This is a genomic window from Candidatus Cardinium hertigii, from assembly GCF_050864915.1.
In the GTDB taxonomy this organism is placed as follows: domain Bacteria; phylum Bacteroidota; class Bacteroidia; order Cytophagales; family Amoebophilaceae; genus Cardinium; species Cardinium hertigii_D.
Map to the genome: position 1 here is coordinate 1 of NZ_JBOZWY010000007.1, position 24,330 is coordinate 24,330.

Genomic DNA, 24,330 nt, shown 5'->3' on the forward strand with positions numbered 1-24,330 from the left:
TGGAGGTCAATGAAGTTAAGGTAAACGAAAAAGCGATAGATAACTTTACTCCCCTTCATATAGCAGCACAAGAGGGTCATACAGAAGTGGTCAAAGCGTTATTGGAAGATAAAAGAATTAATGTAAATGAAAAAGAGATAGATAACTGTACTCCCCTTCATATAGCAGCACAAAATGGTCATACAGAAGTGGTAAAAGCGTTATTGGAAGATAAAAGAATTAATGTAAATGAAAAAACGATAGATAACTTTACTCCCCTTCATCTAGCAGCACAAAATGGTCATACAGAAGTGGTAAAAGCCTTATTGGAAGATATAAAAATTAAAATCAACGAAAAAGCGATAAATAACTGTACTCCCCTTCATCTAGCAGCAAAAAATGGTCATACAGAAGTGGTAAAAGCCTTATTGGAAGATAAAAGAATTAATGTAAATGAAAAAGCGAAAGATAACTTTACTCCCCTTCATATAGCAGCATATTATGGTCATACAGAAATGGTCAAAGCGTTATTGGAACATATAAAAATTAAAATCAACGAAAAAGCGATAGATAACTTTACTCCCCTTCATCTAGCAGCATATAGTGGTCATACAGAAACGGTCAAAGCGTTATTGGAAGATAAAAGAATTAATGTAAATGAAAAAACGATAGATAACTTTACTCCCCTTCATCTAGCAGCACAAGAGGGTCATACAGAAGTGGTCAAAGCGTTATTGGAAGATAAAAATATTAATGTAAATGAAAAAACGAAAGATAACTTTACTCCCCTTCATATAGCAGCAAAAAATGGTCATACAGAAGTGGTAAAAGCCTTATTGGAAGATAAAAGAATTAATGTAAATGAAAAAGCGAAAGATAACTTTAATCCCCTTCATATAGCAGCACAAAATGGTCATACAGAAGTGGTAAAAGCCTTATTGGAAGATAAAAATATTAATGTAAATGAAAAAGCGATAGATAACTTTACTCCTCTCCATCTAGCAGCACAAAAGGGTCATACAGAAGTGGTAAAAGCGTTATTGGAAGATAAAAGAATTAATGTAAATGAAAAAACGAAAGATAACTTTAATCCCCTTCATATTGCAGCACAAGAGGGTCATACAGAAGTAGTCAAAGCGTTATTGGAGATCAATGAAGTTAAGGTAAACGAAAAAACGAAAGATAACTTTACTCCCCTTCATCTAGCAGCACAAAAAGGTCATACAGAAGTGGTCAAAGCGTTATTGGAACATCCAAATATTCTTGTTAATGAAAAAAACAGATATGATGACACGCCTCTTGATTTAGCTAGGAAAAATGATCATGAAAAAATAGTTAAATTATTGAAAAAAACTATAGTGGACCGAAAAAACTGGACAGAAAATTAGATACTTTGTTTCATATTGTACTAGTTTTATTGTTTCACAATCGAGTTTATGAAATGGGAAGAAAAAAGGTTAGAAAGTTTAGTTCAGTAGAGAAGACTAAAATAGTCTTAGATTTATTAAAGGAAGAATTTACGTTAGTAGAGTTATCGTCTAAGTATGGAGTAACTACCAAAATATAGTGGACCGAAAAAACTGGACAGAAAATTAGATACTTTGTTTCATATTGTACTAGTTTTATTGTTTCACAAACGAGTTTATGAAATGGGAAGAAAAAAGGTTAGAAAGTTTAGTTCATTAGAGAAGACTAAAATAGTATTAGACTTATTAAAAGAAGAATTTACGTTAGTAGAGTTATCGTCCAAGTAACGATTACATGCATAAATATAATTACAACAGGTTTCATTCTAGCATTAAATATCAAAAACCTATGAACGTCTATCTTACACATGTAAAAAATCAATACGATAAAGGAGAAATAAAACGGAAACAAAATTTATAAAATATTGTCCGATTTTTTCGGTCCACTATACTTTTCATTTCCAAATTTAAAACACAAAAAAAATTTTAACTTTTTTAATTGCTAATCCCGATCCAGAATTGAGGTTATTTGATTAAACAAACGCGATAGAATCTTTATATCTAGTTTGTATTACCGCTACAAGTAGGTTTAACAACCTTTTTACTATTTGCTCAAAGCAAAGTAAACGTAAACAGATACAGTATGTATTACGGATAGTTGTTTCCCAGAATTTTCCCTTTGTTCATGTCTATTGTATACGCTTTATGTTATCTACTTTCTTTTTTACCGCTTTCTCTATTATATTGTGTATCAGATTTATGCTATATAATAGTCTACTACCTGATCGGTTATAGAAAAAGAGTAGTCATACAAAATTTAATGCATGCTTTTGCTACTAAAACGGTTCATGAACGTAAACAAATAGAAAAATTGTTTTACCGACGTCTATGTGAGCTACTATTAGAACAAATAAAAGCTTGCACGATAACATCTCAACAGCTTTTGCAGCACATTACCCTTGAGGATATAGAAGCTATAGAACAATTTTATAAACGAAATCAATCGATTATATTAGTTTCGGGTCATTTTGGCAATTGGGAATGGGCTGCAAACGCCGTTGCGTTACAGACATCTTATACCATATGTGCAGGCTATCAACCGTTACACCACAAAGGCATAAATCGTATGGCATTGCATATAAGAAGCCGTTTTCAACGAAAAGCCATTCCGATGATTACCCTATTCAGACATATGACTACCTACAAAGGGTCTCTTCAGGCTACTACACTTTTAATAGACCAAGCTCCACTGCATAAGCAAAACGGGTATGCTACTACTTTCTTATCCCAATCCACTACTGTTACCTTAACCGCTGCAAAACTGGCCCAAAAGCATAACCATCCTATTTTTTACATTCAAACAGAGCGAATCAAACGGGGAAAATATAGAGTAAGACCTATATTATTAGCAGAAACACCTGCCCAACTATCGGTTCAAGAGATTGCAGAACGTTATACTAAAAGACTCGAAGCAGATATTTTACGAAACCCAGCCTGTTGGCTTTGGTCACATAGAAGATGGAAATAAAAACCATTTTCAGTAATATGCCAAACGGCTGTAGTTACTTCTCTATGCTATCCCCCTTAACGACGACTACAATAAATCGATCTAGAAAAAATAGAAATAAGCCCTAACATATATTTGGATATAAATAAGAATGTACGTAACATTCTCAATAACATAACGCTTAATCTTAATTCGACAGGTTAAGCAATTTATAGCAATAATCCACAAATAAAACAAAAAACAATCATATGCAGTTCATAAAAAACAAAACAATCCATACAAAAAAATGGTTGCTAACCAGTAGCGGCATGCTAATACTAAATGGTAATATGTGTACCTCAAAGACCCAACCATCATTTCATCAAAAAGTACTACAACCTGGAATATTATTCAGTTTTATAGGGGAATCAACGATGATATAAACAAGAAAAATGGGGAAACAATCCAAGGTAATTTAGGATTATATTTAAACGAAGCAAAAAGTAAAAACAATAAGCTATTAGCATCAAAGATCATACAAGATATCAATGAACTGATAGATAGGATGAAAATAAAAAAGCCTCTTGAGTAGCAAAACAAATATAAATATATTGTTTTGCTATTTCTGTGATTCGTATAAGTTTTTATTGTATCTATACAGATTTAGCAAGTATAAAATTAAATATTAATCACTACAAATAAGACTATCTTAAGTAAAGAGCTGAAATAAGGTCGCATTGAAGTTGGTATTAACATAGGTCGTTTTAGATTTACCTAATTTATTTACAGCTGTTTTAATACAGTAATTTTATTGGTATTTTTACTAAAAAAATTAGCTATTTTACTTGATTTTATCAAGTAATTTTTAACATAAAAACTGATAATCAATATGAAAAAAATAGTAAATAACTATTCCAGTCAAGTGGGTTTATTATTTGCGTCTGTATTGTGCATGAATTTTACTTCTAAAATAGTATACTGTGCATTATTATTTACTTTTTTAACATTTATTTTAAATAGAATAGCAAATAGCCATGGCCATCAAAAAGCAACTATAAGCATTCTATTGTCTACCACCACTTCACTTGGGTTATTATACGATAAGCAATATTGCATCGCTGGGAAACCTATTCCTGGACTTATAGGAACTTCTTTATTGGCTATATTAGTTGCTGGTTATATAGGTTTCAAAATTTTCTTAAAACTAAAGGCTAGATACAGTTTTATAGTAAGCAATTTTATCAGTTTATTAATTGCTGCATTTGTCGACCACTTGATAATGGGTCTATTCTTCACTAAGAAGTTTCCTATGCATAAGGTTTGGCTAATATGCTATAAAGAAACAGCCTATACCACCCTCTTTGCATGTGTAGTATCCCTATGTTTAGCTGCAATTTTATATGTAAAAGTATTTTATTCCAAAATAAAAACGCTGTACCTCTTTAGGCCTTTATCCTCTAAGTAATATAAAACAGCTCGATCGTAAGTAAAACATAGTAGATGTGATGATATCCAAATCCAATAATCCCAAATGGTACTCACTAGATCCTTTTTTATACAAGATACCAATACAGTCAGTACCAATTTAATTGGTAAACTATTATGTTTTTATAACTTTAAGGGAATTATTACTGAAACGGAGAGTTATATTGGTACAAATGATCCGGCTTGCCATGCAGCTAAAGGTATGACCAAAAGAACTAAAACCATGTTTGGACTAGCTGGATTTACTTATGTATATTTTATATATGGCAAATATTACTGTTTAAACATTGTTACGGAAGATTTAAATTTTCCAGCTGCTACTCTTATTAGAGGTATAAAATTGATCCATCCACCCTATACTTACCTAAATGGTCCAGGCAAGCTTTGCCAGTATTTAGGCATTAATTTAATGCATAATGCCATCGATGTAACCGTATCAAAAATATTATCTATTAAAGATATAGGTTGTCAATTATCTTATAAGTCAACACCCAGAGTAGGCATTTCAAAAGGGTTAGATAAAATATGGCGCTATGTTGTTACAGATGTAGATTGTACAGCAGGTATACCATACCAAAGCTAGCCTGTACCACTAGCTTGTAATATTCCTATATTCGGTACTGTTGCTTTTTCTTTAGAATATTTTCTTTAGTATCTCTACTTAAATTAAAAAATAGCTAGCATCATATCATATTCAAAACTCAGGGTTAGGAAAAATGTTACACAAAACCAATTGTAGAGGGAATAGAACCTAACTTTTTCATTAAATTGTAATACATAGTGTTTTACATTAAAGATTTAATTACCTACACGTAGATGAAAAAATACAAAACGCAAATGCAACTCAATTTGCTAGACATTGCAAAAAAAATGGATCTTTTTTGGGAAGAACAAAAAACATTTGCATGCTCTATGCAGCAACGTGAAAGCAATGAGCCTTTTGTCTTTTTTGAAGGGCCTCCTTCAGCCAATGGTGCACCAGGTGTACACCATATTTTGGCCATGACCGTTAAAGACCTTTTTACTAGGTATAAAACCATGCAGGGTTATTATGTACGTCGCAAAAGTGGTTGGGATACACATGGTTTGCCGGTGGAGCTTCAAGTAGAAAAAAAATTAGGTATTACCAAGGGAGATATTGGTAAAAAAATTAGCATAGCCGATTACAATCAGACATGTCGCGCAACAGTTATGGCTTACAAAAGCGAATGGGAATCATTAAATAAGCAGCTAGGCTACTGGAAAGACAACCTAAATCCTTACATCACCTATGAACGCGATTATATTGAATCGGTTTGGTACATGCTGAAAGCACTTTACAATAAAAAACTGATCTATAAAGGCTATTCTATACAACCTTACTCCCCTACTATTGGCACAGGACTAAGTTCCCATGAATTAAACCAGCCAGACTGCTATAAGTTGGTCAAAGACATTTCGATTGTAGCACAGTTTAAACGAAAAGACAATGAATATTTTCTGGCATGGACGACTACACCATGGACCCTTCCTGCAAATAGTGCCCTAGCAGTAGGGGCTACTATTAATTATGTTAAAATAGCTACCATCAACCCCTATACCCATCTGCCTATTTACGTTATTTTAGCAGAAGATGCAGTAAAACGTTTCTTTACAAGTGCGCCCACTAGCTGTGATGGCTATCAGTCTGATGCTAGATCCGATCGTACTACTTTACCTTGGGAGATTGTCGACAGCTATACAGGCGCTGATTTAGTAGGCATCCGCTATGAACAACTTTTAACTTATGTACAACCCAAAGGAGATGCTTTTAAGGTGATCGCAGCTGATTTTGTCAATACCACAGAAGGTACTGGTATTGTGCATATTGCGCCTACCTTTGGTGCAGATGATTACCGAATCGCCCAAAAAGAAAATATTGCCCCTATTGTGGTGACCAATGCATCAGGTGCATCTGTTCCAATTGTAGATAGACAAGGTCGTTTTGTAGCAGAAATCAGTGATTTTGCTGGACGTTATGTAAAATCAGCTTACGAACAAGCGTCCACTTTACCTCCTGTAGATCTATTGATTGCTAGGAAACTAAAGCAAGAAAACAAAGCTTTCAAAGTAGAAAAATATGAGCACAATTATCCCCATTGCTGGCGTACCCATAAACCAATTCTTTACTATCCACTCGATGCCTGGTTTATTAAAACAACAGCTTATAAAGAATTATTGATTGACTCAAACCGTACCATTCAATGGAAGCCTGCTGATGTGGGCAAAGGACGATTTGGTAGTTGGCTAGAGAATTTAGTAGATTGGAACCTAAGTCGTGAACGTTACTGGGGTACGCCACTCCCTATCTGGCGTACAGTTGATCAAAAAGAAGAAAAGTGTATCAGTTCCTTAGCGGAACTAAGATTTGAAGTAGAGCAATCTGTATTGGCTGGTTTTATGCAACAGCAGCTACCGGAAGATATTGATTTGCATCGTCCCTATGTAGATGATATTGTCTTGGTAAGCAGCAATAGATTGCCTATGTATAGAGAGGCAGCTGTAATAGATGTTTGGTTTGATGCGGGTGCAATGCCTTGTGCACAATGGCACTATCCATTTGAAAATCAAGAAATATTTGAAAAAAATTTCCCTGCTGATTTTATTGCAGAAGGGATAGACCAAACCAGAGGATGGTTTTTTACCTTACATGTTATTTCCACACTACTTTTTGAAATTCCTGCTTTTAAAAATGTAGTAGTCAATGGACTCGTATTGGATAAATATGGCAATAAAATGTCTAAAAGCATTGGTAATACCCTTGATCCAACCGAATTATTGAGACAATATGGTCCAGATGCGATACGTTGGTATATGATTGGTAATGCCAATCCATGGAATAATTTAAAATTTGATGCCGCAGGCGTAGCAGAGGTAGTACGTAAATTTTTCATTACGTTACACAGCACGTATAATTTTTTTGCACTTTATGCCAATCTAGATGAGTTCTATTTTAATAAACGTGTACTTACCAATAGTGACCTAACCCAGAGTGACAGATGGATTATTTCTCGTTCCCATACACTGATTAAAATGGTAACAGAAGCCTATGACCACTATGATCCTACACCAGTGGCCAGAATGATTCAAGATTTTGTAATAGATGATTTGAGTAATTGGTATATACGGCTGAATAGAAAAAGGTTCTGGAAAAACCAACAAGATAAGGACAAAGAAGCTGCTTATCAGACCCTATATCATTGCCTTATAACGGTTGCTAAACTGATGGCACCTATAGCGCCTTTTTATGGAGATTACCTCTATCAATCATTGAACCATGTTACAGAAAAAGAAAGACATTATTCTGTTCATTTGGCAGATTTTCCAGTAGCAGCATCAGAAGCCTTAAATCCAAGACTAGAAATAGAGATGGCGCAAGTACAAAAAATTGTTTCTTTGGCACATGCTTTACGTAAAAAACATAGCATTAAGGTGCGCCAACCTTTATCTAGTATCAGCATTGCAGGTCTGTTTGTTTCAGCTGGATGGCCTCATCTAGAAACGCTGATAAAAAAAGAAATTAATGTAAAGCAGATCCATTACTTAGATAATATCCATCATCTAAAAAAAGCAAAACCTAATTTTTCTCTTTTAGGTAAACGGTATGGTCCTAAAATGAAACAGCTTAACGAGGCTATTATCGCTTTAACAGCATCTGAAATTTCTTCTTTAGAGGAAGGCAACACCCATCTATTACACGTACAAGATGAGGTAATTCCCCTTACCTTAGCAGATATATTGATTTTTACAAAAGATATACCTGGATGGTGTGTGGCCACAGAGAGTGAAATAACCATTCTACTAGATACTACCTTGGATAGCGCGCTCCAAGAAGAAGGTATTGCACGTGAATTTGTGCACCGTATTCAGCAATTGCGTAAGACCCTGAACTTCAATATTCAAGACAAAATCATTATTGATATAAAACAATATGAAAATTGTATAAATCAGGCTATTATCACCTATAAAGATTATATCTGTAGAGAAACACAAGCCATACAGCTAGAATTCGTATCCGAGCTAATAGGATTCGAAATCGATATAGAGGATGTAAAGGTAGCCGTTCGGCTTACCAAAATAGATAGATAGATAGATAGATAGATAGATAGATAGATCCTATTTAGAGGTATAATACTATAAAAAAACTTTGACTTATCGTTTAAGTGTTGGGTATATCAGATGTTCTTTGACATACGTGATTGATTATTGCTTCAAAAGTTGATTTTTAACTATCTTGAACACAAGCAAAAAAAATCTATACAAACGTAGCGCATATGTTAACAATAAAAACTGATCTTAAGCAAGATTAATAAATTTTATTTACAGACTTTGTTTGGAAAATTTGATTTTAAAGATCTATTTAGTATCATTATGATAGATTGTAGTCGCTTATAAAATCGGGGACTTAAAGAGCCTCTTTAAAATAAGTACAATAATAAATTATGAATACCTAAATAAATTATAATTATGAAAATAAAAAAAGGTTTTGTATTGCATTTGCTAATGTTAGCCGGATGCAATAGCATCCATCATACGCATAAAATTTCTCCAAATTTTACACAGAACCACAGCCAAAAAAGTAAGGAATTTACATCAACGAATGCTTCCTATACACCGCATAAGGCTAGTGCGCCTGTTGCTGCTTCCCGTCGCTTTATCAATACTGTTTTCCCCGGATGCACTGCTACGGCTTATGCCATTGCTAGTGCTGGATTGGCGGGTAGTGCCTATATTATGGGTGACGGTGATCTTGCTAGTACTGCTGCTGCTGCTGCACTTACTATGGCTTCTGGTGCGTTTGCTGCTGGTGCTGCTAGTGTATTTTCCGCTGCTGGGAATAGTTCTAATGCTGGTCCCCAAACTGATAGTATTGGTGCTAACGCTATTGGTGCAGTCTCATCTATAGTTGGTGCTGGTGCACTTGCTGCTCATACTATTTCCACTGATGATGATTATGTAACTGCTTGTAGTGGTATGCTTGCTTTTGGTGCCAGCTCATTGGCCATTTCTTCTGGTGTGCTTGCTATTCAATCTGTTGATGCCGCTCGATCTAGTGCTGCTTCTCATACCGATGGTGTTGATCCTGAAGTTATTGTTAATGATGCAAAACTAATTCCTTAAATTCGCTTACTTTTTGCTTCATCAAAAAGTAAAAAATAAAGTCCTGTGTAAAAAGTTTGGGTAAGCCCCGCTTGCAGATTGCAACTTTTTATAAAGGGCTTTTTTATACTTCTTAAGATGAGACGCCATAGCTATTTGACTGCCTGCTGTTTCCTTTTACCAAATACCTTAACCCACATTATTCCAGCAAATTATTTAGATCTATAACTGTAAAACTTTAGAAATAGAATGAAAAAAGTTGCCTTTCATACTTTAGGCTGCAAATTAAATTTTTCTGAGACTTCGGAAATTGGTCGATTGTTTACAGAAAAAGGATTTGTTACGGTAACATTAGCACAACGTCCTGATGTTTTTGTACTAAACACCTGCTCTGTAACGGAAAATGCAGATCATAAATGTGCAAAAACTGTTAGAGAAGCGCTAAAAATGGCACCGAAAGCTTTTGTAATTGTGATAGGTTGCTATGCACAACTCAAACCAGAAAAGATTGCAGCCATACCAGGTGTAGACGCCGTATTTGGAACACATGAAAAATTCAAATTGCTTGATTGGATTACTGACTGGAATAAAAAACGATCAGATGAATGGGCTACTATACAGGTTACCTCCATTAAGGAAAAACTAGCCTTTTCTCCTGCCTACTCTTTAGGAGATCGTACAAGAACCTTCCTTAAGGTACAAGATGGTTGTAGCTATCATTGTTCTTTTTGTACCATACCACTCGCTAGAGGCCCAAGCAGAAGTGCTAGCATTGCAGAAGTAGTCACCCAAGTCCAAACCATTGTTCGCAACGATGTCAAAGAAATTGTACTGACAGGAGTAAATTTGGGAGATTTTGGCATCATTGATCAAAAACGACAAAGCAATTTTTTTGAACTGATTCAAGCCTTAGATGAAATAGAGGGGATAAAACGTTTTCGTATTTCCTCTATTGAACCCAATTTACTTCGTAAAGAAATTATAGATTTTGTAGCTGTATCCAAATGTTTTGTGCCACATTTCCACATGCCGCTACAATCTGGTAGCAACAAGATTTTAAAATTAATGCAGCGTCGATATACAACTACACTTTATCAAGAACGTGTAGCCTACTTAAAAGAAAAAATACCTTCTTGTTGCATAGGGATAGATGTACTGGTTGGATTTCCAGGTGAAACAGAAGAAGATTTTTTAGAAAGTTATCATTTTTTAAATGAATTGCCGATTGCATATATACATGTTTTTCCTTACTCAGAAAGAGCCCATACAAAAGCGGCTCATATGGATCAGGTAGTACCTCAAAGAGAGCGTGTAAAACGGGCTAGAATGTTGCGCATCCTGTCAGAAAAAAAACTAAGACATTTTTATAGCCAATATTTGGGTCATACTGCTACTGTTTTATTCGAATATGGAACAGATAATAGCGTTATAGAAGGATTTACAGAAAATTACATTCGTGTACAACTGCCCTATCAACCAGCATTAGCCAATAGGCTATGTAAGGTTCTACTCAAAAAAATAAATGCGGAGGGGATGGTCATTCCAGAATTATTAAAGAGCTAATTTAGGTAATTTGTGCAATACAGAGTTTGTAAATAAAATTGTGTAAATGCTTATTTATTATTAACAATATAGTGGGTTCTAAGGGATAGAAAATATTAGAATCATTCAAAAAGGACAATTAATCGGAGCTAAAAGACAAGCATCTACTTTTGATAACTTTGCTAAACTTATGGCCGAATAATATTCAAATTTCAAGACAAGGGAGAAAACTATACAAAATTAAATACAGATGCGACAGAGCCATATAAACACCCTAAAAAATATTTACACACTTATAAAGACAGACTCTCACTAGAAGAGCCTATTAAAGCAACTGCTCTACTGGAAGATATTCTGGAGCAAAGTTTATGACAAATTCTGATTTAGCGCTTTGCATCCATTTGTCAAGCACTGCTTTTTTTTTCTGTTCGAGTAAGTGATTATGGATCTGTTCATAATCTTGCGTAAGATTCATGTGATGCGCTTCTACCTTTTTCTTGAGATAGTATAACCGCCAAGCTGATCTACCTAATGTATCAATATACTTCTGAGGTTCACTAACTCCTCCTACATTAAGGCTCTCAATTGCAAAATAGACTTCTGGATGCAAATATTTAAAAGGAATGCGTATACCTGATAATAGTTCACCTTCTTGGTTATGCGTAATCAACTTTGCCTGAACGGCTATTTTCTTGTCTTCTGCATATTGCTGTACAACTGCTTCAAACTTTAATATACCTGAAACTATTTGTGCTCTAATTTTATTTAATTCAATCTCAACTAATTTAATTTCTTGTTCTGTTGGCTTAACTGCTTTAGGGTAGACAACCAGTTCATATACCTCACCAGAGGAAGGATAGTAAGGACGTTTATCTGGTGGCAATGCATTGAAATAATTTTTTACCTCTGCTGGTGTAACCAATACATGCTGGGTAAGATGGCGATAGGCTAAAAAAGTAAAATATTCTTCTTTTAAGCTCTTTTTTAGACTTTTCTTAATATGGTAAATAGATTCACCTGCAATTTCCACAAACTTTTCTTGAGTGCCAAACTGATCTATCCAACGAGCTATTTTAGCATCACATTCTTTTTCAAGGTGTCCTTTGGGAATTTTAAGGTTTTCTAATTTAGCTTTTGCTAAAAGTATTTTATTGACAACCAGCGCTCTTAATAGCGCTATTTTTTTAGATTCATCTATTACTTCCCTTTCTGAGGCCAATTGTTTGCATGCTTCTTCTAAATCAGAATGTAATATTATCTCTTGATTTATAGTAACAATTACTTTATCCAACAAGAATTGATCGTTCGCTTTAGTAACAGGTAATCCAGCACAAATATTTATAGCAAGAGACCATATTACAGTTTTAGTTAATGTGCATAACACAGGTATGATTTTTTTTTGCATCTTCTAAGAGTTTATATTTGATTTTATGAATGAGATCTAATTTTCTTTTGTGTAGTATAATGGCTCTAATGCGATTTTCCACTGATTCTAACGGAGCAATTTCTTCTGCTAGTTTATACTGATCTATTTTTAAAAAATAGGTATGTTTTTGGTCTGCTACATGAATAAACTTCTTGACTTTTAACAATCTAGTTGCACCTTCAACTGGACGATAACCAATTTTGGCCAAAACAGCTTCCCAAGGTAGCCATTTATCTGTTTCTAAGAAAGTTGTATCGGAATAGGGGCTGCAATAGGCTTGTAATTTTTCTCGATCTGCTGCTTTGTTGGATAATATGAGTGACCTTATAGATTTGGTACAAGCAGCTTTTGAGGGAAGCGCTAGAAAAATACCCCTTACGATATCATGAGGGAGTATAAAGTCACGCTGTTTGTATTTTTGATAGTAATCTGCTACTTCTTCTGATGATATATATGGATTCCATGTAGGCTGAATTAGCTTTTCTAAAAAATGGTACACCAATAGGTCATTTTTATAGTCATTTAACTTCGCCTTCATGGAAGGCTGGATAGATGGGTAATCCGCTTGCGCAATAAGGAGCTGCTTACATGCCCACTCTTCTACATATTTTTTAATAAAAAAATCTTGATCTGCAACATCAGTATGCAAAGGATCTATGGATGCAAGATCCGATGGATATAAATATTGTTTACCAACACAAGCAATAAAAGAATCATTTGGGGAATTTTTTGTGCTTTTTTCAGCACTACAACTGCGCAGTACCCAATAAATCAGGATCAACAGCAAGCCATAAGCAAAAAATCTAATTAGATAAGATAGCTTCAAAATGAATCCATAAAAAATGATACTAAACTAGGTTACAGACTAATAAAAACCATTATAAACTGTATGATACCCCCCTCTTTACTGACTACATAAAATAGGAAAGAGAGGGCTTCGGCTTATTTTTTCTTGACTGCTTTAGCCGAACGGGTAGATGGCTGAGCAGCTGTTTGTGTTTTCGGGCCTACTACAGGCGGCTCTATCTTTTTAGGCGCCATTGTTTTAAGTTTTTCCAATACAAGCTCAGAAAGATCAAATGCAGTCTCCGCAAAAAGTACTATAGGACCTGCCTCTGTATCTTTGGCCAATACAATAGTGTAATTTTGTTCTTCTGCAATTTTGTGAATGACCTCTTGCATTTTGGTATACAGCGGTTGAATAATTGCTTTATGTTTCTCTACTATTTTAGTATGCTTCTCATCATTAAGATTATTAATGTTTGCGTGTAAATATTGACATTCCTTAATTTTTTGATTTTTCTGAGCTTCGGTAAGTGTATTTATTTGTTCTTGGTACGCCTTACCTTTTTCTTCTAACTCTTGGATTTTTATTCGAATCTGATTATCCAACTGCTGCTGAAAAGTTTGTAATTCTTGACTGTTTTTTATAGCCTCTGGTAGTTGGCCGAATATATAAGCGACATCTACATACCCAATTTTTAAACTAGACGGTACCACTTGCGATTGGTCACCTTTTTTAGGTAGATTTGCCTTTACGCCCGTATACATGCAGGCCATTAGCATCCATGCAAATAAAAATCTATAATTCATCATAGTATAATTTTAAGGTTTAATCATATCAATACAAAAGGAATATTTAATATTCCTTATTTCTATACACTATCGCCACCCATAGATACCAATTATATGGCAATAGTGCTGTTCACTTAAGTAAAATACTTTTACTTGGTAAATTTAACTAAAAAAATAGACTTTTAAATCTTTTTTATCATTAGCTATGCGACATACCTTTATGGTTGGTTACAGATGTAGGTCCGTTCCATATCTGCTTGCAACTGAATGCGGTTATTGTGCTCCTTTATGTGCGCTGCTTAGCAGCCTTTCTCCTTTGGAAATAGCTTGTTCAATATTCCCGACTAAGTTAAAAGCCATTTCAGGCAGATGGTCTACCGTTCCATCAATGATCATATTAAATCCTTTAATGGTATCTTCTATAGGTACACGTTCTCCTTGAATCCCTGTAAATCGCTCTGCTACATGAAAAGGCTGAGATAAAAACCGTTCTACTTTTCTAGCACGGTAAACCGTGCATATATCTTCTTCTGATAGCTCGTCCATACCCAAAATGGCTATAATATCTTGTAGTTCTTTATAACGTTGGAGGGTTCTTTTTACTTTTTGAGCTGTATCGTAATGCAAATTGCCTAATACTTCAGGATTTAATGCCCTAGAAGAAGAGGCCAAAGGATCTACAGCCGGATAAATACCCAGTGCTGCTATCCTTCTGGAAAGGACTGTAGTGGTATCCAAGTGGGTAAAAGTAGTAGCAGGAGCAGGATCTGTTAAGTCATCAGCTGGAACATAAACTGCTTGAACAGATGTAATAGAGCCATGCTTAAGAGAAGTAATGCGTTCTTGCATGCTACCCATTTCTGTGGCCAAGGTAGGTTGATAGCCTACAGCAGAAGGTATCCGCCCTAGTAATGCAGAAATTTCTGCACCGGCTTGTGTGAAACGAAAAATATTATCAATAAAAAAGAGAATATCTTTTCCTTCCTCCCCTTCACCATGATCACGAAAATACTCTGCAATAGAAAGTCCAGTCAGTGCTACGCGGGCCCTTGCACCGGGAGATTCATTCATTTGCCCAAATACCAGTGCAGCCTGGGATGTTTTCAATGCTTCATAATCTACTTTGCTTATATCCCAATCGCCTTGTGCCATCGCCTCCGTAAATGCTTTCCCATAATTGATCACACCTGCTTCAATCATTTCCCGTAAAAGATCATTGCCTTCACGCGTTCGTTCGCCTACACCAGCAAATACAGAAAGCCCATTATAAGATTTAGCGATGTTGTCAATCAGCTCCATAATCAAAACTGTTTTACCTACACCTGCACCTCCAAACAACCCAATCTTCCCCCCCTTCACATAAGGTGCAAGCAAATCAATTACCTTGATACCGGTATAGAGAATTTCTGTTGTGGAAGAAAGTTGGTCAAAAGATGGCACTGGTCTATGAATCGGAAATTTCTGATCGGTTACTGGTTGTGCCATACCATCTATAGCACTTCCTATAACATTAAAAAGGCGCCCACGTACCCCATTCCCTACGGGTACCTGAATAGGGGCTCCTGTATCCATTACTTCTAGTCCTCGCGTTAATCCTTCTGTTCCTTCCATAGCAATGGCACGTACACAATGCTCACCCAAGTGTTGTTGACATTCTATGACAACCAATTTCCCAGAAAGGGTTTTAACATACAATGCATTTAATATGCTAGGCAACTGAGCTTCTTCACTAAAACGGACGTCTATTACAGGACCTATGATTTGAATAACTTTTCCAGTATGGGACATTACTTTTTAATCAAAATTTAAAGATATAATGCAAGCATCTTTTGCGTATGGATTGTACTAGATCTTCAAAAAAGATCCTACAAGAAAATTAAATACCCGGAACTATATGCAAAAATTTGGAAAAAACAGCAATAGCTCTAAGCAACAGAGCCGTATATAATAACATTAAAAACTCGAAGTAAAGTTATAAATAGACGTTCAATGCTTGAAACTATTTTACATGCTGTATAACCATTTCTAATATATTGCCATGCAGTATCTACATCGTTTCCTAAATTTATAAAAAAGGATTGAATTTGCTACTGTAAATGTAAAGGGATGGATCTGTCGCGTTTGCTCTGTTTCTACTTTATGTTTATTTTTCCATGATGTAACCACGTTTCAACTAATATGGGTATAAAGTATTTCGTATGGATTTTTTTAAATGGCATCATAGGGTGCATGGAATCAAAAGCTGCCTCTTCATCTAACTGGAAACAGTTAAAAAAGGGGATCTATGACGAAAATCTTGCTCCATACAGAATGGAATTCTATAAAAGCCCTAAAGCAATAAAAAAGGGGGTCCCCCTTCCATTGATATGTCCATTGGACCAAACGAGTTGTTTGATGGAGCGTTTAACACAGCGAAAGCTAGCTTATAAGCAAGCTAATTGGTTAAAAGGTTATACCATACAGCTCTATACGGGTAGTAGTAGAACAGCAGCGTTAAAAGCACAAGAATTAGTGGCTACCTTTGCTTATCCTGCTAAGCTTCACTACAGGCAACCCTATTATACCGTTCAGTTAGGCTTTTTTGGGGATAGATTAGAGGCCTATTTTGTCTATCTTACTTTAGTAAAAAAAATACCATCTGTGATGATTCGACCTTCTATACTCCCTAGCGAGGCCTATTTAGCCACTATCCTCCACCTGTAGTGGACTGAAAAATCAGACAATTTTTATTTAATTTTTTTTCCTGCTTTGCCCATTAATCACCTAAAGTAGTGATTTACTTGTCTGGTTTACAATAGATTAGTATTATTTTCTTAGTTAATATTTACATTTATTTAACAAGCATTTTGTCTGTCTTTATTACGCTATTATATATAATAAGCTGATAGACAGAATAATTCATTTATTCGTAATGCATTTAGAATTATCTAAAATAAACTGTAAAATGTATATTTAATACTGATTATCAAAATTAAAAATATAATACTCTATCTAGATCATACAGAAATAAAATTTCTAAAAATTTGTCTTAAAAATCAGTCCACTATATTAATTGATAATAAGTTCTATACTTACTGGGTTGCTCCACACAATCTTATTTTCGCATTTTGCCCAATAGCTAATCTTTAAAGTTTGCTTCCCTGCTGACTCTTTTTCATATGCATTATACATATTGTTTATTAATTCCTGTTTCATCTCTGGATTAAGCTTCTCTTGGAAGATCAAAAATGTATTTTTATAAAACACCGACCCATTTTTACTTTTATTTTCAATAAACTTATTAATTACACAACTATAATCATCCATTTTTGAAGCATTTAGTTTTTTCGCTTTAGTGATTAAAAAGCCTCTATCCGCAAGATTATTTTTATCTAATTGGCTAGGTACTAAAGTAACCTTAGGGAGACTATAGTCAACATAGGATGATAAAAGAGGCCACCAACGATATATCCCTAAAGTAATATGCGCATTTTTATTGTCTAAGGTTATATGTATTGGCCCATGCGATTCTGGTATATCTTTTTTAGGTGGCTGCGGTTTTTCTTTTTTTTCTATGGTTATTTTTTCTTTTTGTGTGCAAAATGTAAGCTTGTGGTTTTCTTTAGAAAACAAGCATACAAAATATTCGTAATCTGCTGCACGGCTAAAAAAGTTTATACAAGATTGGTTTAGCAGTTTACCCGAATCAGTTACCAGGCAAATGGTTCCATCGTCGCTTATACCAGCTTTTTGGTTCGATGCATCCAATTTTTTAAACAAAGATTCAATGGTAGCCGTTCGCCAAAGCGTACCCTTTTGTAAAAAAAGCAAAGATGGCTTTAAATGAGCCGGTAATGGTGTTACTTCATTATTAACAACATATTCTATTTTAAAATCAGATAAGGTAACCGCTTGTCTCCCCTCTGATACTTGCTCACTGCAAAGGCTTACATTCGATACTTTTAGATTATGGCCATCATCCGTAAAGAGGATAGTAGGAGGAGCACTAGAATATGATTTTGATGTACCATCAGAGATTATATGTTCCATTTGACTCAAATAGCAATGTTGATTTTGAATCCAATAACAAATTATCTTGAACTTACCACCTTGAATAGGCGCATGGTTACTTAATAAAGTACCTACTATAGCGGGATCTATTTCCCTTAATGTACCTGGAATGATAATCATTTCATCATTAAAAGATGTAGGTGCCGTAGGCCATCCATCCTTAGAAGCGATTACTTTCTGAACCAATGGATAAGGATTAATTGGTTCTCTAACCAATATAAAACCCATTTTAGCATCATCTTTTAGGTATGCATTTTGTATCTTACCTTTTAAGAACCAATCTGTGGCATTATTGATTTGTTCTTCAATAGGGTACATAGCTTCTAAACCAATATTTTGATAATTGGGCAGCAATGCATCTTTACCTTTGATGTCTATTTGAACTGAATTATTTGAAATAATATAATCCTTGGGAGAGGCACTATTTGGGAGGTATAGCATATGCACTGCATATTTTTTTGAGATTAATTTTTTGTAATCCTCCTCCTTTATCTTAATAATCGATTCGTTTATATCTGTATCAGCTTTATGCCAATAAATAAAACCATCTTCCCCTTGCCATAGTAATGTTTCAATTTTGTCTTTGGCATCTATCGCACTTTTTACTATAGCTGATGCTTTATTAAGCGGCTTAGCACCATCTACTATCCCTATAAAAGCCAATTGACCTTTTAATGGAAGGTCTATATTGGAAATGGTCCCTTTACATTGAACTAAAAAATCTGTTTTTGCACCTTCCATGCAACTGATGCTGCCTAGCTCCTTGCAAGAAGAAAGAGAAAGGACCGGCGGCTTACGCGCTAATGTATAATCCTGTTGTATATCTTTATGCTCTGAAATGGATGAAATAGGTACCTGCTTACAGTTAGAAGAAAGCAAGAGAAAATGGTAAAATAGAAACAGGATCAATTTATTTTTGTTGTAAAACATCATAAGCATTAATTAAATGGTTTATAGATCGATAAGTTGATAACTTATTTTAATAATTGCAAATATAAAATACATTTTTAATCAGCAGTATATCTTCACAAGATCCCTACATGGGTCTTTATACTATTCAACCATCCAAAACAAAACAATCGCTTCTTGCATCCAAGGTAGCTTCAGGCGGGTCATAGACCAAGGAGGCAGTAACTCAACTGTATCATAGTCCTGATGCATAATGGTGAGATGCCAAAACCTGTTTTCGGAGCTATTATCAACCTCCTGTCTAGTCAAAATTCCCATTCTGTTTAAAAAATAATCGTTCAATATATTTTCAAGCGTAACATCCTGATATAAGGTTGTGTCTTTAAGTTTTTTTAAACTTTTCCACCGTTTTATTACTTTTTCAATAAGTAGTTCGGTATGGATGGCTATCGGTTCCAATGCGTCAGTGGCTATTAAGCTGTTGGTGGCTATTTTTTTTCTAGCGCCCTCTAAAGGTTGCTTTTCTAGCTGAGCTACCATTTCTGCTTGCGGTTGACCATACGCATCATCTGCATCTATAGGGCTGTAGGGTAGCAATACCGCATCATAGGTTAAGCCACAAAGTAGCTTGGGAAGGGTAAGTTGCCATTCTGGACTGTTTAGCTTTCCTGTAACTAAGTATTGCAGCAGATAAACTCCATTGTGGGCTGCTTGCTCAGAAACAAATTGATTGCCTACCATTAGGTTATGGACCTTAAAAAAATCATAGAAAAAAGGGCATAGAAAAACCAATCCAGTATTTTTGGTATAAACCCGAACCTCTTCTGTTGCTAGATTATCTTTTTTAGCTATTTTTTTTTCTAGAGTTGCTGGTAACTGCTCTAATCGATTATTTACTACCGTTGATGCGTCAATCCTATTTTGACTCATCTGCTTGATCAGTGGCTTGAGTAAGTTTATGATTTTATTTTTTTTGGGGGGGGTATTTTCGTTGGATACGATTGAAGTAATAACTTGATAAACAGTTTCTTTTGGATAACAGATAGTCAGTAATGTACGGTGTACAAACTCCATTTCTTCAATTTGACTTTTTGTAATTAAATAATGCATAATAGAAATACAGAATTCTTTTTTCCATCTAGATAGATCGTGGGGTGGTATAATAGTGTGTGGCAATGAATTGCTTAATAGATCCAGGTAGTGCATTATAAATAGAGATTTTTCTTTTGCCAAACAGGCTATCATCTTTGTAGTAATTTCTTGGCTAAAGTAGTATACCATACGTCTGGCTGCCAATTCATGGTTATCCTGCTCTTTTAATAGCTTTGATAAAGCCAATGGTTGGTCCGCCATGGATTGCATCAATTCATTACCCAATGTAGCCATGGCTAGAGGATACTGTTGGGAAAAAAAAGATAAGCTTCCATTGAGCAATAGATACAGTTTGGTTAAAATAGGCGTTTTATAACCACGTTGTATGGCTTGTTGTTGAATGTCTTCTCGATATTTTTCTTCTAGCCTATGTAATGAAGTGGTTAGTTTTTCTACTTCTGGTATCCCTTTGGTATCCTGAATAAAGAGTTGAAAAGTTTCTACTAGTGTAGTGGGGGTGATTTGTAAAACATTACTCCATTCGGTAGTGATTTCTGCAAGCCAATCGTCTTTGGTCATCAATGTTCCAGGTAGTGTTTTCAATACACTATCCCAAAATAGATTTCTAGTAATATTTTGTTGGCCTAATGAGCCTTCTGTAGCACACCATAGTTGGTAGCTTCCTTGTATAAAGTTTGCCAGTGTTTTGCCTATATCATTATGGTTTCGAACCAATAACATGAGTTGACCAGTCGTAAAATTTGCAATAAGGCGTCGTCGTACATGTATTTTATCTTGTGCTAAGGGAAAAGTAGGCAAATGTTCTATCACATCATTAAATAAAGCGGTAACATCTGTATATTGCTCCAATTGACCGGTATGTAAAAAAAGGTTCCATCTTTTTGCAACGCGTTGCTGCTTGCTTTGTAAGGAATCGGTAATTTGTTTGTAGAGCGCTGTTCCAATGGTTCCTTGTAACGGCTTATCAATAGTTGGCAAATGTTGGGCAACCAGTTGGTCGATCACTGATTGGGATAAATCAGCTCCATCAGACTGTCGAATCCTATGTTTAATAGCTGGCAGCAGCTTACTATAATAAAGCGGAAAAACGGTTTGGTCTAAAGAAAATGTTTCATGGGTAAATAGAAACATAAGGTCTATTTCATCTATCTTATTTAAATTCAGTGCTGCTAGATTTTTTTTGAGCAAAGAAAAGGTCTCTACTAGATCGGTTATCTGTTTGGCAGCATCAATCAACTGATCACATAAGATAGTTGGACTGCATGAACTTTGTATGCCAAGATGGTATAATATGCATTCTATATACTGTTTTTCAGTAGTAGGTGGTATATGCATGATCGCTGCTTTAATAAAAATTTCTTTTATTAACCGGATATTAGTCAGTTGTTCTGTGGACTGCAGTACTTTTGATTGAGCAATGACTTCCTCTAGTCTATTTAATATTTGATCAGAAAAAGGAACAAAGACCTGTAATAGCTTGTTTAATATTGGTTCTGTCGCATGTTGTATTAACTTTCTTAAGATAGTTGCTTCTTGGCATAAAGGTGTAAGCTGATCTCGTATTTGTTGGCATGTTGCATGTCCCAATCGTTTGGCTATTACATAAGCTGGCACCAATTGGTTGTTGGGCAATTCATTATAAAGTAAAAAATCTACTACATCAGATAAGTTACTTTCTAGGCCCGAAACAGAATCCCTATTTAAATAGGTAGCTCCAATACCTCCCAGTTTCGGATCGGTATGTAGGCTATTATCGTGGTGCACCCTTATTTTTTCCGCATCTGATAGAAAGGACGCTTGAGACATAGAAGATACCAAAGGTTGCATGATGGCTGCTACTTCTGGATGATAGCTATGCGTAGCACACAGTATGGAGAGCCCTTGCTTGTTGATGAGGCCATTGGAAATATATTCCTTAAATAGCGACTGAATCGCTTTAAGATAGGTTCTTGTAGAATGTTCAAAGGTACAATAAGCCAAACTATTCGCTTTAATAGCGCAGATAGGTGCAATAGTAACAGCAGTGGCTGTTGCAAGCTCTACAAAATCAGCGCATAGCCTTACTATATAAGGATCTATAGACTGCAAAAATCTAATAAACAGTGCATTAGGTAAGCGTTTAATCAATTTTTTCCTGTTTGCTTTTTCTTTAAGCCAACTTTTTACTAAAGAACGTATACCAGGTTGGTCTATTTCTACCTTAATTTTACCAATAGCTCCCGATTGTTCATCAGCTGCTATAGTAGGGTGGATTATTCTTTCTAACGCTTTTAATAGATTAGATGATCCACCTTCTGAAATCGCAGCTTTATTTAAATAGACTGGCTGGGTAGAGGCCAGTTGAGGATTGGTATCTATACTTCCATCTGGATACATGATTATTTTTGGAGCATCTGATACAACGGAGCTTTGTGGTATGGATACCAATGGCTCCATTATAGCTACTACTTCTGGATGATAGGTATGCGTGCTGCACAGTATGGAGAGCCCTTGCTTGTTGATGAGGCCATTGGAAATATATTCCTTAAATAGCGACTGAATCGCTTTAAGATAGACTGCTTTAGGATGTTCAAAGGCAAAATAGGCTAAAGTATTGGCTTTAATAGCGTAAGTAGATGCAGTAGTGGCAGTAATAGCTGTCATGATTTGGGTAAAATCAGCGCATAGCCTTACTATATAAGGATCTATAGATTGCAAAAATCTAATAAACAGTGCATTAGGTAAGCGTTTAATCAATTTTTTCCTGTTTGCTTTTTCTTTAAGCCAACTTTTTACTAAAGAACGTATACCAGGTTGATCTATTACTGTCTTAATGGTACCAATAGCTGCAGGTAGTTGATAAGGGGGCATGGTATAATTCCCTATTTTATCCAATTCTTTTAGTACTTTTTGCTGATTGTTATCATCTTTATACCAGTATTTCGGTGGCATTGCAACCATATCTCTCAACTGAAATATGAATGCTTTAATGGTTGGGGTATATGAAGATTTTTTTTCATTTTGTTCATAATAAGCCTGTAATTTTTCTAGAATTTTTTCATAGCTGGTAGAAGTTTGAATAGCTGCTTGTTGGAGGAGCATTTGCAAAAAACCGATCCGGTCTACTTTATGCTTTTGCTGGTTAATGATGGCCAATAGCGCCATTGCATGCAGTTGCTGCTCCAGTGTGTATGGCCTATTGGTCAAAATCCCTGTTTGGTGTAACAGTAGTCCTATTTCGGCTAATATAGGTGTAAAGTACGGTATAGGCTGATTTAATAGATAGGCAAGCGTATCGGCCACAGTAGTTTGGGAAAAAAGTCCCATACAACGTTGAACAGCTTTTTCTTTTTTCGTTATATTAGACCAAAGTTGTGCTATGCGCAAAGGGGTATGGTGAAGCAATTCTAAATATGTTTTTTCAATTTGTTTTTCAGAATGTTCCACCATCCACCAGGCAAAGTTACCTTCTGATAGATAGTGTGCTATAGCCTGCATTTTTGCATCAGGTAGTGGAGTTATTTGGTCTATAGTAGGGTTATGTATTACCTTACTAATCTCTTCTTTTAACTTAAGCATTAAGATCTGTTCGACCTGATAAGGTAGTTGCTTGCCAAGGGTAGATAGATTTAAATCACCTACATCTATTACAAGTTTGTCTAAATGAATAATTGCATCATCCGGAACGTATTGAGAAAATAATTTTGATAAGATAGGCATAATATGCCGCTGGACCACTTTATGAAGGGTATGTTGGAGTATGTTATTTTGATTATGCTGATCAAGCGTAATCTCGATCCGACTACGTAGAATAACATGATGGGTTTTTGTAGACATAACCAATTAAGTTGGATATAACGGGTTTAAAGACGGTTCTGTCGCATCTGTTTTAAGGGAGCGGTTATTTTAGTAATTTTAGTCAAAAATTTACTAAAATGTTTACTATTACCCGTAGATTATTGCCCTATTTTAAAGGATTTTGTTTCTTCACCGGAGTTAATATTGTTATTTGTCTACATGAAATGTCGTTTTTCTTTAAGCTATAGAGAGTTAGAAGAGATGATGCATATGAGAGGCGCAAATATTGATCATTCTACTTTACAAAGGTGGGTAATTAAGTTCATTCCCCTTATAGATCAAGAAGTAAGAAAAAGAAAACGCCCAGTTGGTAGTAGTTGGAGAATGGATGAAACTTACGTTAA

General features: G+C 35.2%; 15 protein-coding genes and 2 pseudogenes. 11 read left to right on the forward strand and 6 right to left on the reverse strand.

Translation table 11 applies throughout. The annotated features are described in order from the left end of the window. The 9 genes and pseudogenes from ACRRVD_RS04095 to ACRRVD_RS04135 all read left to right on the forward strand — a co-directional run. A partial coding sequence (locus ACRRVD_RS04095) for an ankyrin repeat domain-containing protein (protein WP_432461850.1) occupies positions 1 to 1,367 on the forward strand: 1,367 nt, incomplete at its 5' end. 763 nt (positions 1,368 to 2,130) lie between these two features. Then, the gene (locus ACRRVD_RS04100) at positions 2,131 to 2,973 is read left to right on the forward strand and encodes a lysophospholipid acyltransferase family protein (RefSeq protein WP_432461851.1); all 843 of its coding nucleotides are present in this window, start codon (positions 2,131 to 2,133) and stop codon (positions 2,971 to 2,973) included. A gap of 310 nt (positions 2,974 to 3,283) precedes the next feature. Further along, complete coding sequence (locus tag ACRRVD_RS04105) at positions 3,284 to 3,523, forward strand: hypothetical protein (protein WP_432461852.1); 240 nt, start codon at positions 3,284 to 3,286, stop codon at positions 3,521 to 3,523. A 297-nt stretch (positions 3,524 to 3,820) separates the two neighbouring features. Next, positions 3,821 to 4,396, forward strand: coding sequence for a hypothetical protein (locus ACRRVD_RS04110; RefSeq protein ID WP_432461853.1), 576 nt, complete (start codon positions 3,821 to 3,823; stop codon positions 4,394 to 4,396). Between the two features lie 66 nt (positions 4,397 to 4,462). Continuing rightward, positions 4,463 to 4,999, forward strand: a complete 537-nt coding sequence (locus tag ACRRVD_RS04115) for a DNA-3-methyladenine glycosylase (protein WP_432461854.1) — start codon at positions 4,463 to 4,465, stop codon at positions 4,997 to 4,999. 233 nt (positions 5,000 to 5,232) lie between these two features. Then, positions 5,233 to 8,523 carry an isoleucine--tRNA ligase gene (gene ileS, locus ACRRVD_RS04120; protein ID WP_432461855.1) on the forward strand — a complete coding sequence of 1,097 codons (3,291 nt, stop codon included), beginning with the start codon at positions 5,233 to 5,235 and terminating at the stop codon, positions 8,521 to 8,523. Positions 8,524 to 8,901: 378 nt separating this feature from the next. Further along, positions 8,902 to 9,555 (forward strand): hypothetical protein, encoded by a 654-nt coding sequence (locus tag ACRRVD_RS04125; protein WP_432461856.1) that lies wholly within the window; start codon positions 8,902 to 8,904, stop codon positions 9,553 to 9,555. Between the two features lie 228 nt (positions 9,556 to 9,783). Then, on the forward strand, positions 9,784 to 11,097 hold the full coding sequence (mtaB, locus tag ACRRVD_RS04130) for a tRNA (N(6)-L-threonylcarbamoyladenosine(37)-C(2))-methylthiotransferase MtaB (RefSeq protein ID WP_432461857.1): 1,314 nt from the start codon (positions 9,784 to 9,786) through the stop codon (positions 11,095 to 11,097). An 82-nt stretch (positions 11,098 to 11,179) separates the two neighbouring features. Further along, positions 11,180 to 11,278: pseudogene (locus ACRRVD_RS04135) on the forward strand (IS6 family transposase); the annotation flags it as partial. A 123-nt stretch (positions 11,279 to 11,401) separates the two neighbouring features. On the opposite strand, the gene ACRRVD_RS04140 reads toward ACRRVD_RS04135, so the two are convergent. The 4 genes from ACRRVD_RS04140 to atpD all read right to left on the reverse strand — a co-directional run bounded on the left by ACRRVD_RS04140 (position 11,402) and on the right by atpD (position 15,865). Then, positions 11,402 to 12,481 (reverse strand): hypothetical protein, encoded by a 1,080-nt coding sequence (locus tag ACRRVD_RS04140; protein WP_432461858.1) that lies wholly within the window; start codon positions 12,479 to 12,481, stop codon positions 11,402 to 11,404. Further along, positions 12,441 to 13,328: a hypothetical protein gene (locus tag ACRRVD_RS04145; RefSeq protein ID WP_432461859.1), complete on the reverse strand. Its 888-nt coding sequence runs from the start codon at positions 13,326 to 13,328 to the stop codon at positions 12,441 to 12,443. Before ACRRVD_RS04145 ends, ACRRVD_RS04140 begins: the two co-directional genes overlap by 41 nt. A 116-nt stretch (positions 13,329 to 13,444) precedes the next feature. Continuing rightward, a complete protein-coding gene (locus ACRRVD_RS04150) occupies positions 13,445 to 14,068 on the reverse strand; it encodes an OmpH/Skp family outer membrane protein (protein WP_432461860.1) in 624 nt (207 codons plus the stop codon). A 282-nt stretch (positions 14,069 to 14,350) separates the two neighbouring features. After that, positions 14,351 to 15,865 (reverse strand): F0F1 ATP synthase subunit beta, encoded by a 1,515-nt coding sequence (atpD, locus tag ACRRVD_RS04155; protein WP_432461861.1) that lies wholly within the window; start codon positions 15,863 to 15,865, stop codon positions 14,351 to 14,353. Between the two features lie 390 nt (positions 15,866 to 16,255). Here atpD and ACRRVD_RS04160 point away from each other — a divergent pair, with 390 nt between their 5' ends. Continuing rightward, the gene (locus tag ACRRVD_RS04160) at positions 16,256 to 16,780 is read left to right on the forward strand and encodes an SPOR domain-containing protein (RefSeq protein ID WP_432461862.1); all 525 of its coding nucleotides are present in this window, start codon (positions 16,256 to 16,258) and stop codon (positions 16,778 to 16,780) included. 345 nt (positions 16,781 to 17,125) lie between these two features. Here the strand turns inward: ACRRVD_RS04160 and ACRRVD_RS04165 are convergent, their stop codons facing one another. Together ACRRVD_RS04165 and ACRRVD_RS04170 are read right to left on the reverse strand one after the other, a co-directional pair. Then, on the reverse strand, positions 17,126 to 19,060 hold the full coding sequence (locus ACRRVD_RS04165) for a hypothetical protein (protein ID WP_432461863.1): 1,935 nt from the start codon (positions 19,058 to 19,060) through the stop codon (positions 17,126 to 17,128). 120 nt (positions 19,061 to 19,180) lie between these two features. Next, positions 19,181 to 23,965: a contractile injection system tape measure protein gene (locus tag ACRRVD_RS04170; protein ID WP_432461864.1), complete on the reverse strand. Its 4,785-nt coding sequence runs from the start codon at positions 23,963 to 23,965 to the stop codon at positions 19,181 to 19,183. 98 nt (positions 23,966 to 24,063) lie between these two features. On the opposite strand from ACRRVD_RS04170, the pseudogene ACRRVD_RS04175 reads away from it, so the two are divergent. Beyond that, a pseudogene (locus ACRRVD_RS04175) lies at positions 24,064 to 24,330 on the forward strand (IS6 family transposase); the annotation flags it as partial.

What these genes read in the sequence shown, in the direction of transcription:
- ACRRVD_RS04165 (WP_432461863.1), bottom strand. Translation starts at nt 19,060, where the DNA reads ATGATGTTTTACAACAAAAATAAATTGATCCTGTTTCTATTTTACCAT.
- ACRRVD_RS04170 (WP_432461864.1), bottom strand. Translation starts at nt 23,965, where the DNA reads ATGTCTACAAAAACCCATCATGTTATTCTACGTAGTCGGATCGAGATT.
- ACRRVD_RS04150 (WP_432461860.1), bottom strand. Translation starts at nt 14,068, where the DNA reads ATGCTAATGGCCTGCATGTATACGGGCGTAAAGGCAAATCTACCTAAA.
- ACRRVD_RS04100 (WP_432461851.1), top strand. Translation starts at nt 2,131, where the DNA reads ATGTCTATTGTATACGCTTTATGTTATCTACTTTCTTTTTTACCGCTT.
- ACRRVD_RS04115 (WP_432461854.1), top strand. Translation starts at nt 4,463, where the DNA reads ATGGTACTCACTAGATCCTTTTTTATACAAGATACCAATACAGTCAGT.
- ACRRVD_RS04110 (WP_432461853.1), top strand. Translation starts at nt 3,821, where the DNA reads ATGAAAAAAATAGTAAATAACTATTCCAGTCAAGTGGGTTTATTATTT.
- ileS (WP_432461855.1), top strand. Translation starts at nt 5,233, where the DNA reads ATGAAAAAATACAAAACGCAAATGCAACTCAATTTGCTAGACATTGCA.
- mtaB (WP_432461857.1), top strand. Translation starts at nt 9,784, where the DNA reads ATGAAAAAAGTTGCCTTTCATACTTTAGGCTGCAAATTAAATTTTTCT.
- ACRRVD_RS04140 (WP_432461858.1), bottom strand. Translation starts at nt 12,481, where the DNA reads ATGCAAAAAAAAATCATACCTGTGTTATGCACATTAACTAAAACTGTA.
- ACRRVD_RS04160 (WP_432461862.1), top strand. Translation starts at nt 16,256, where the DNA reads ATGGGTATAAAGTATTTCGTATGGATTTTTTTAAATGGCATCATAGGG.
- ACRRVD_RS04125 (WP_432461856.1), top strand. Translation starts at nt 8,902, where the DNA reads ATGAAAATAAAAAAAGGTTTTGTATTGCATTTGCTAATGTTAGCCGGA.
- atpD (WP_432461861.1), bottom strand. Translation starts at nt 15,865, where the DNA reads ATGTCCCATACTGGAAAAGTTATTCAAATCATAGGTCCTGTAATAGAC.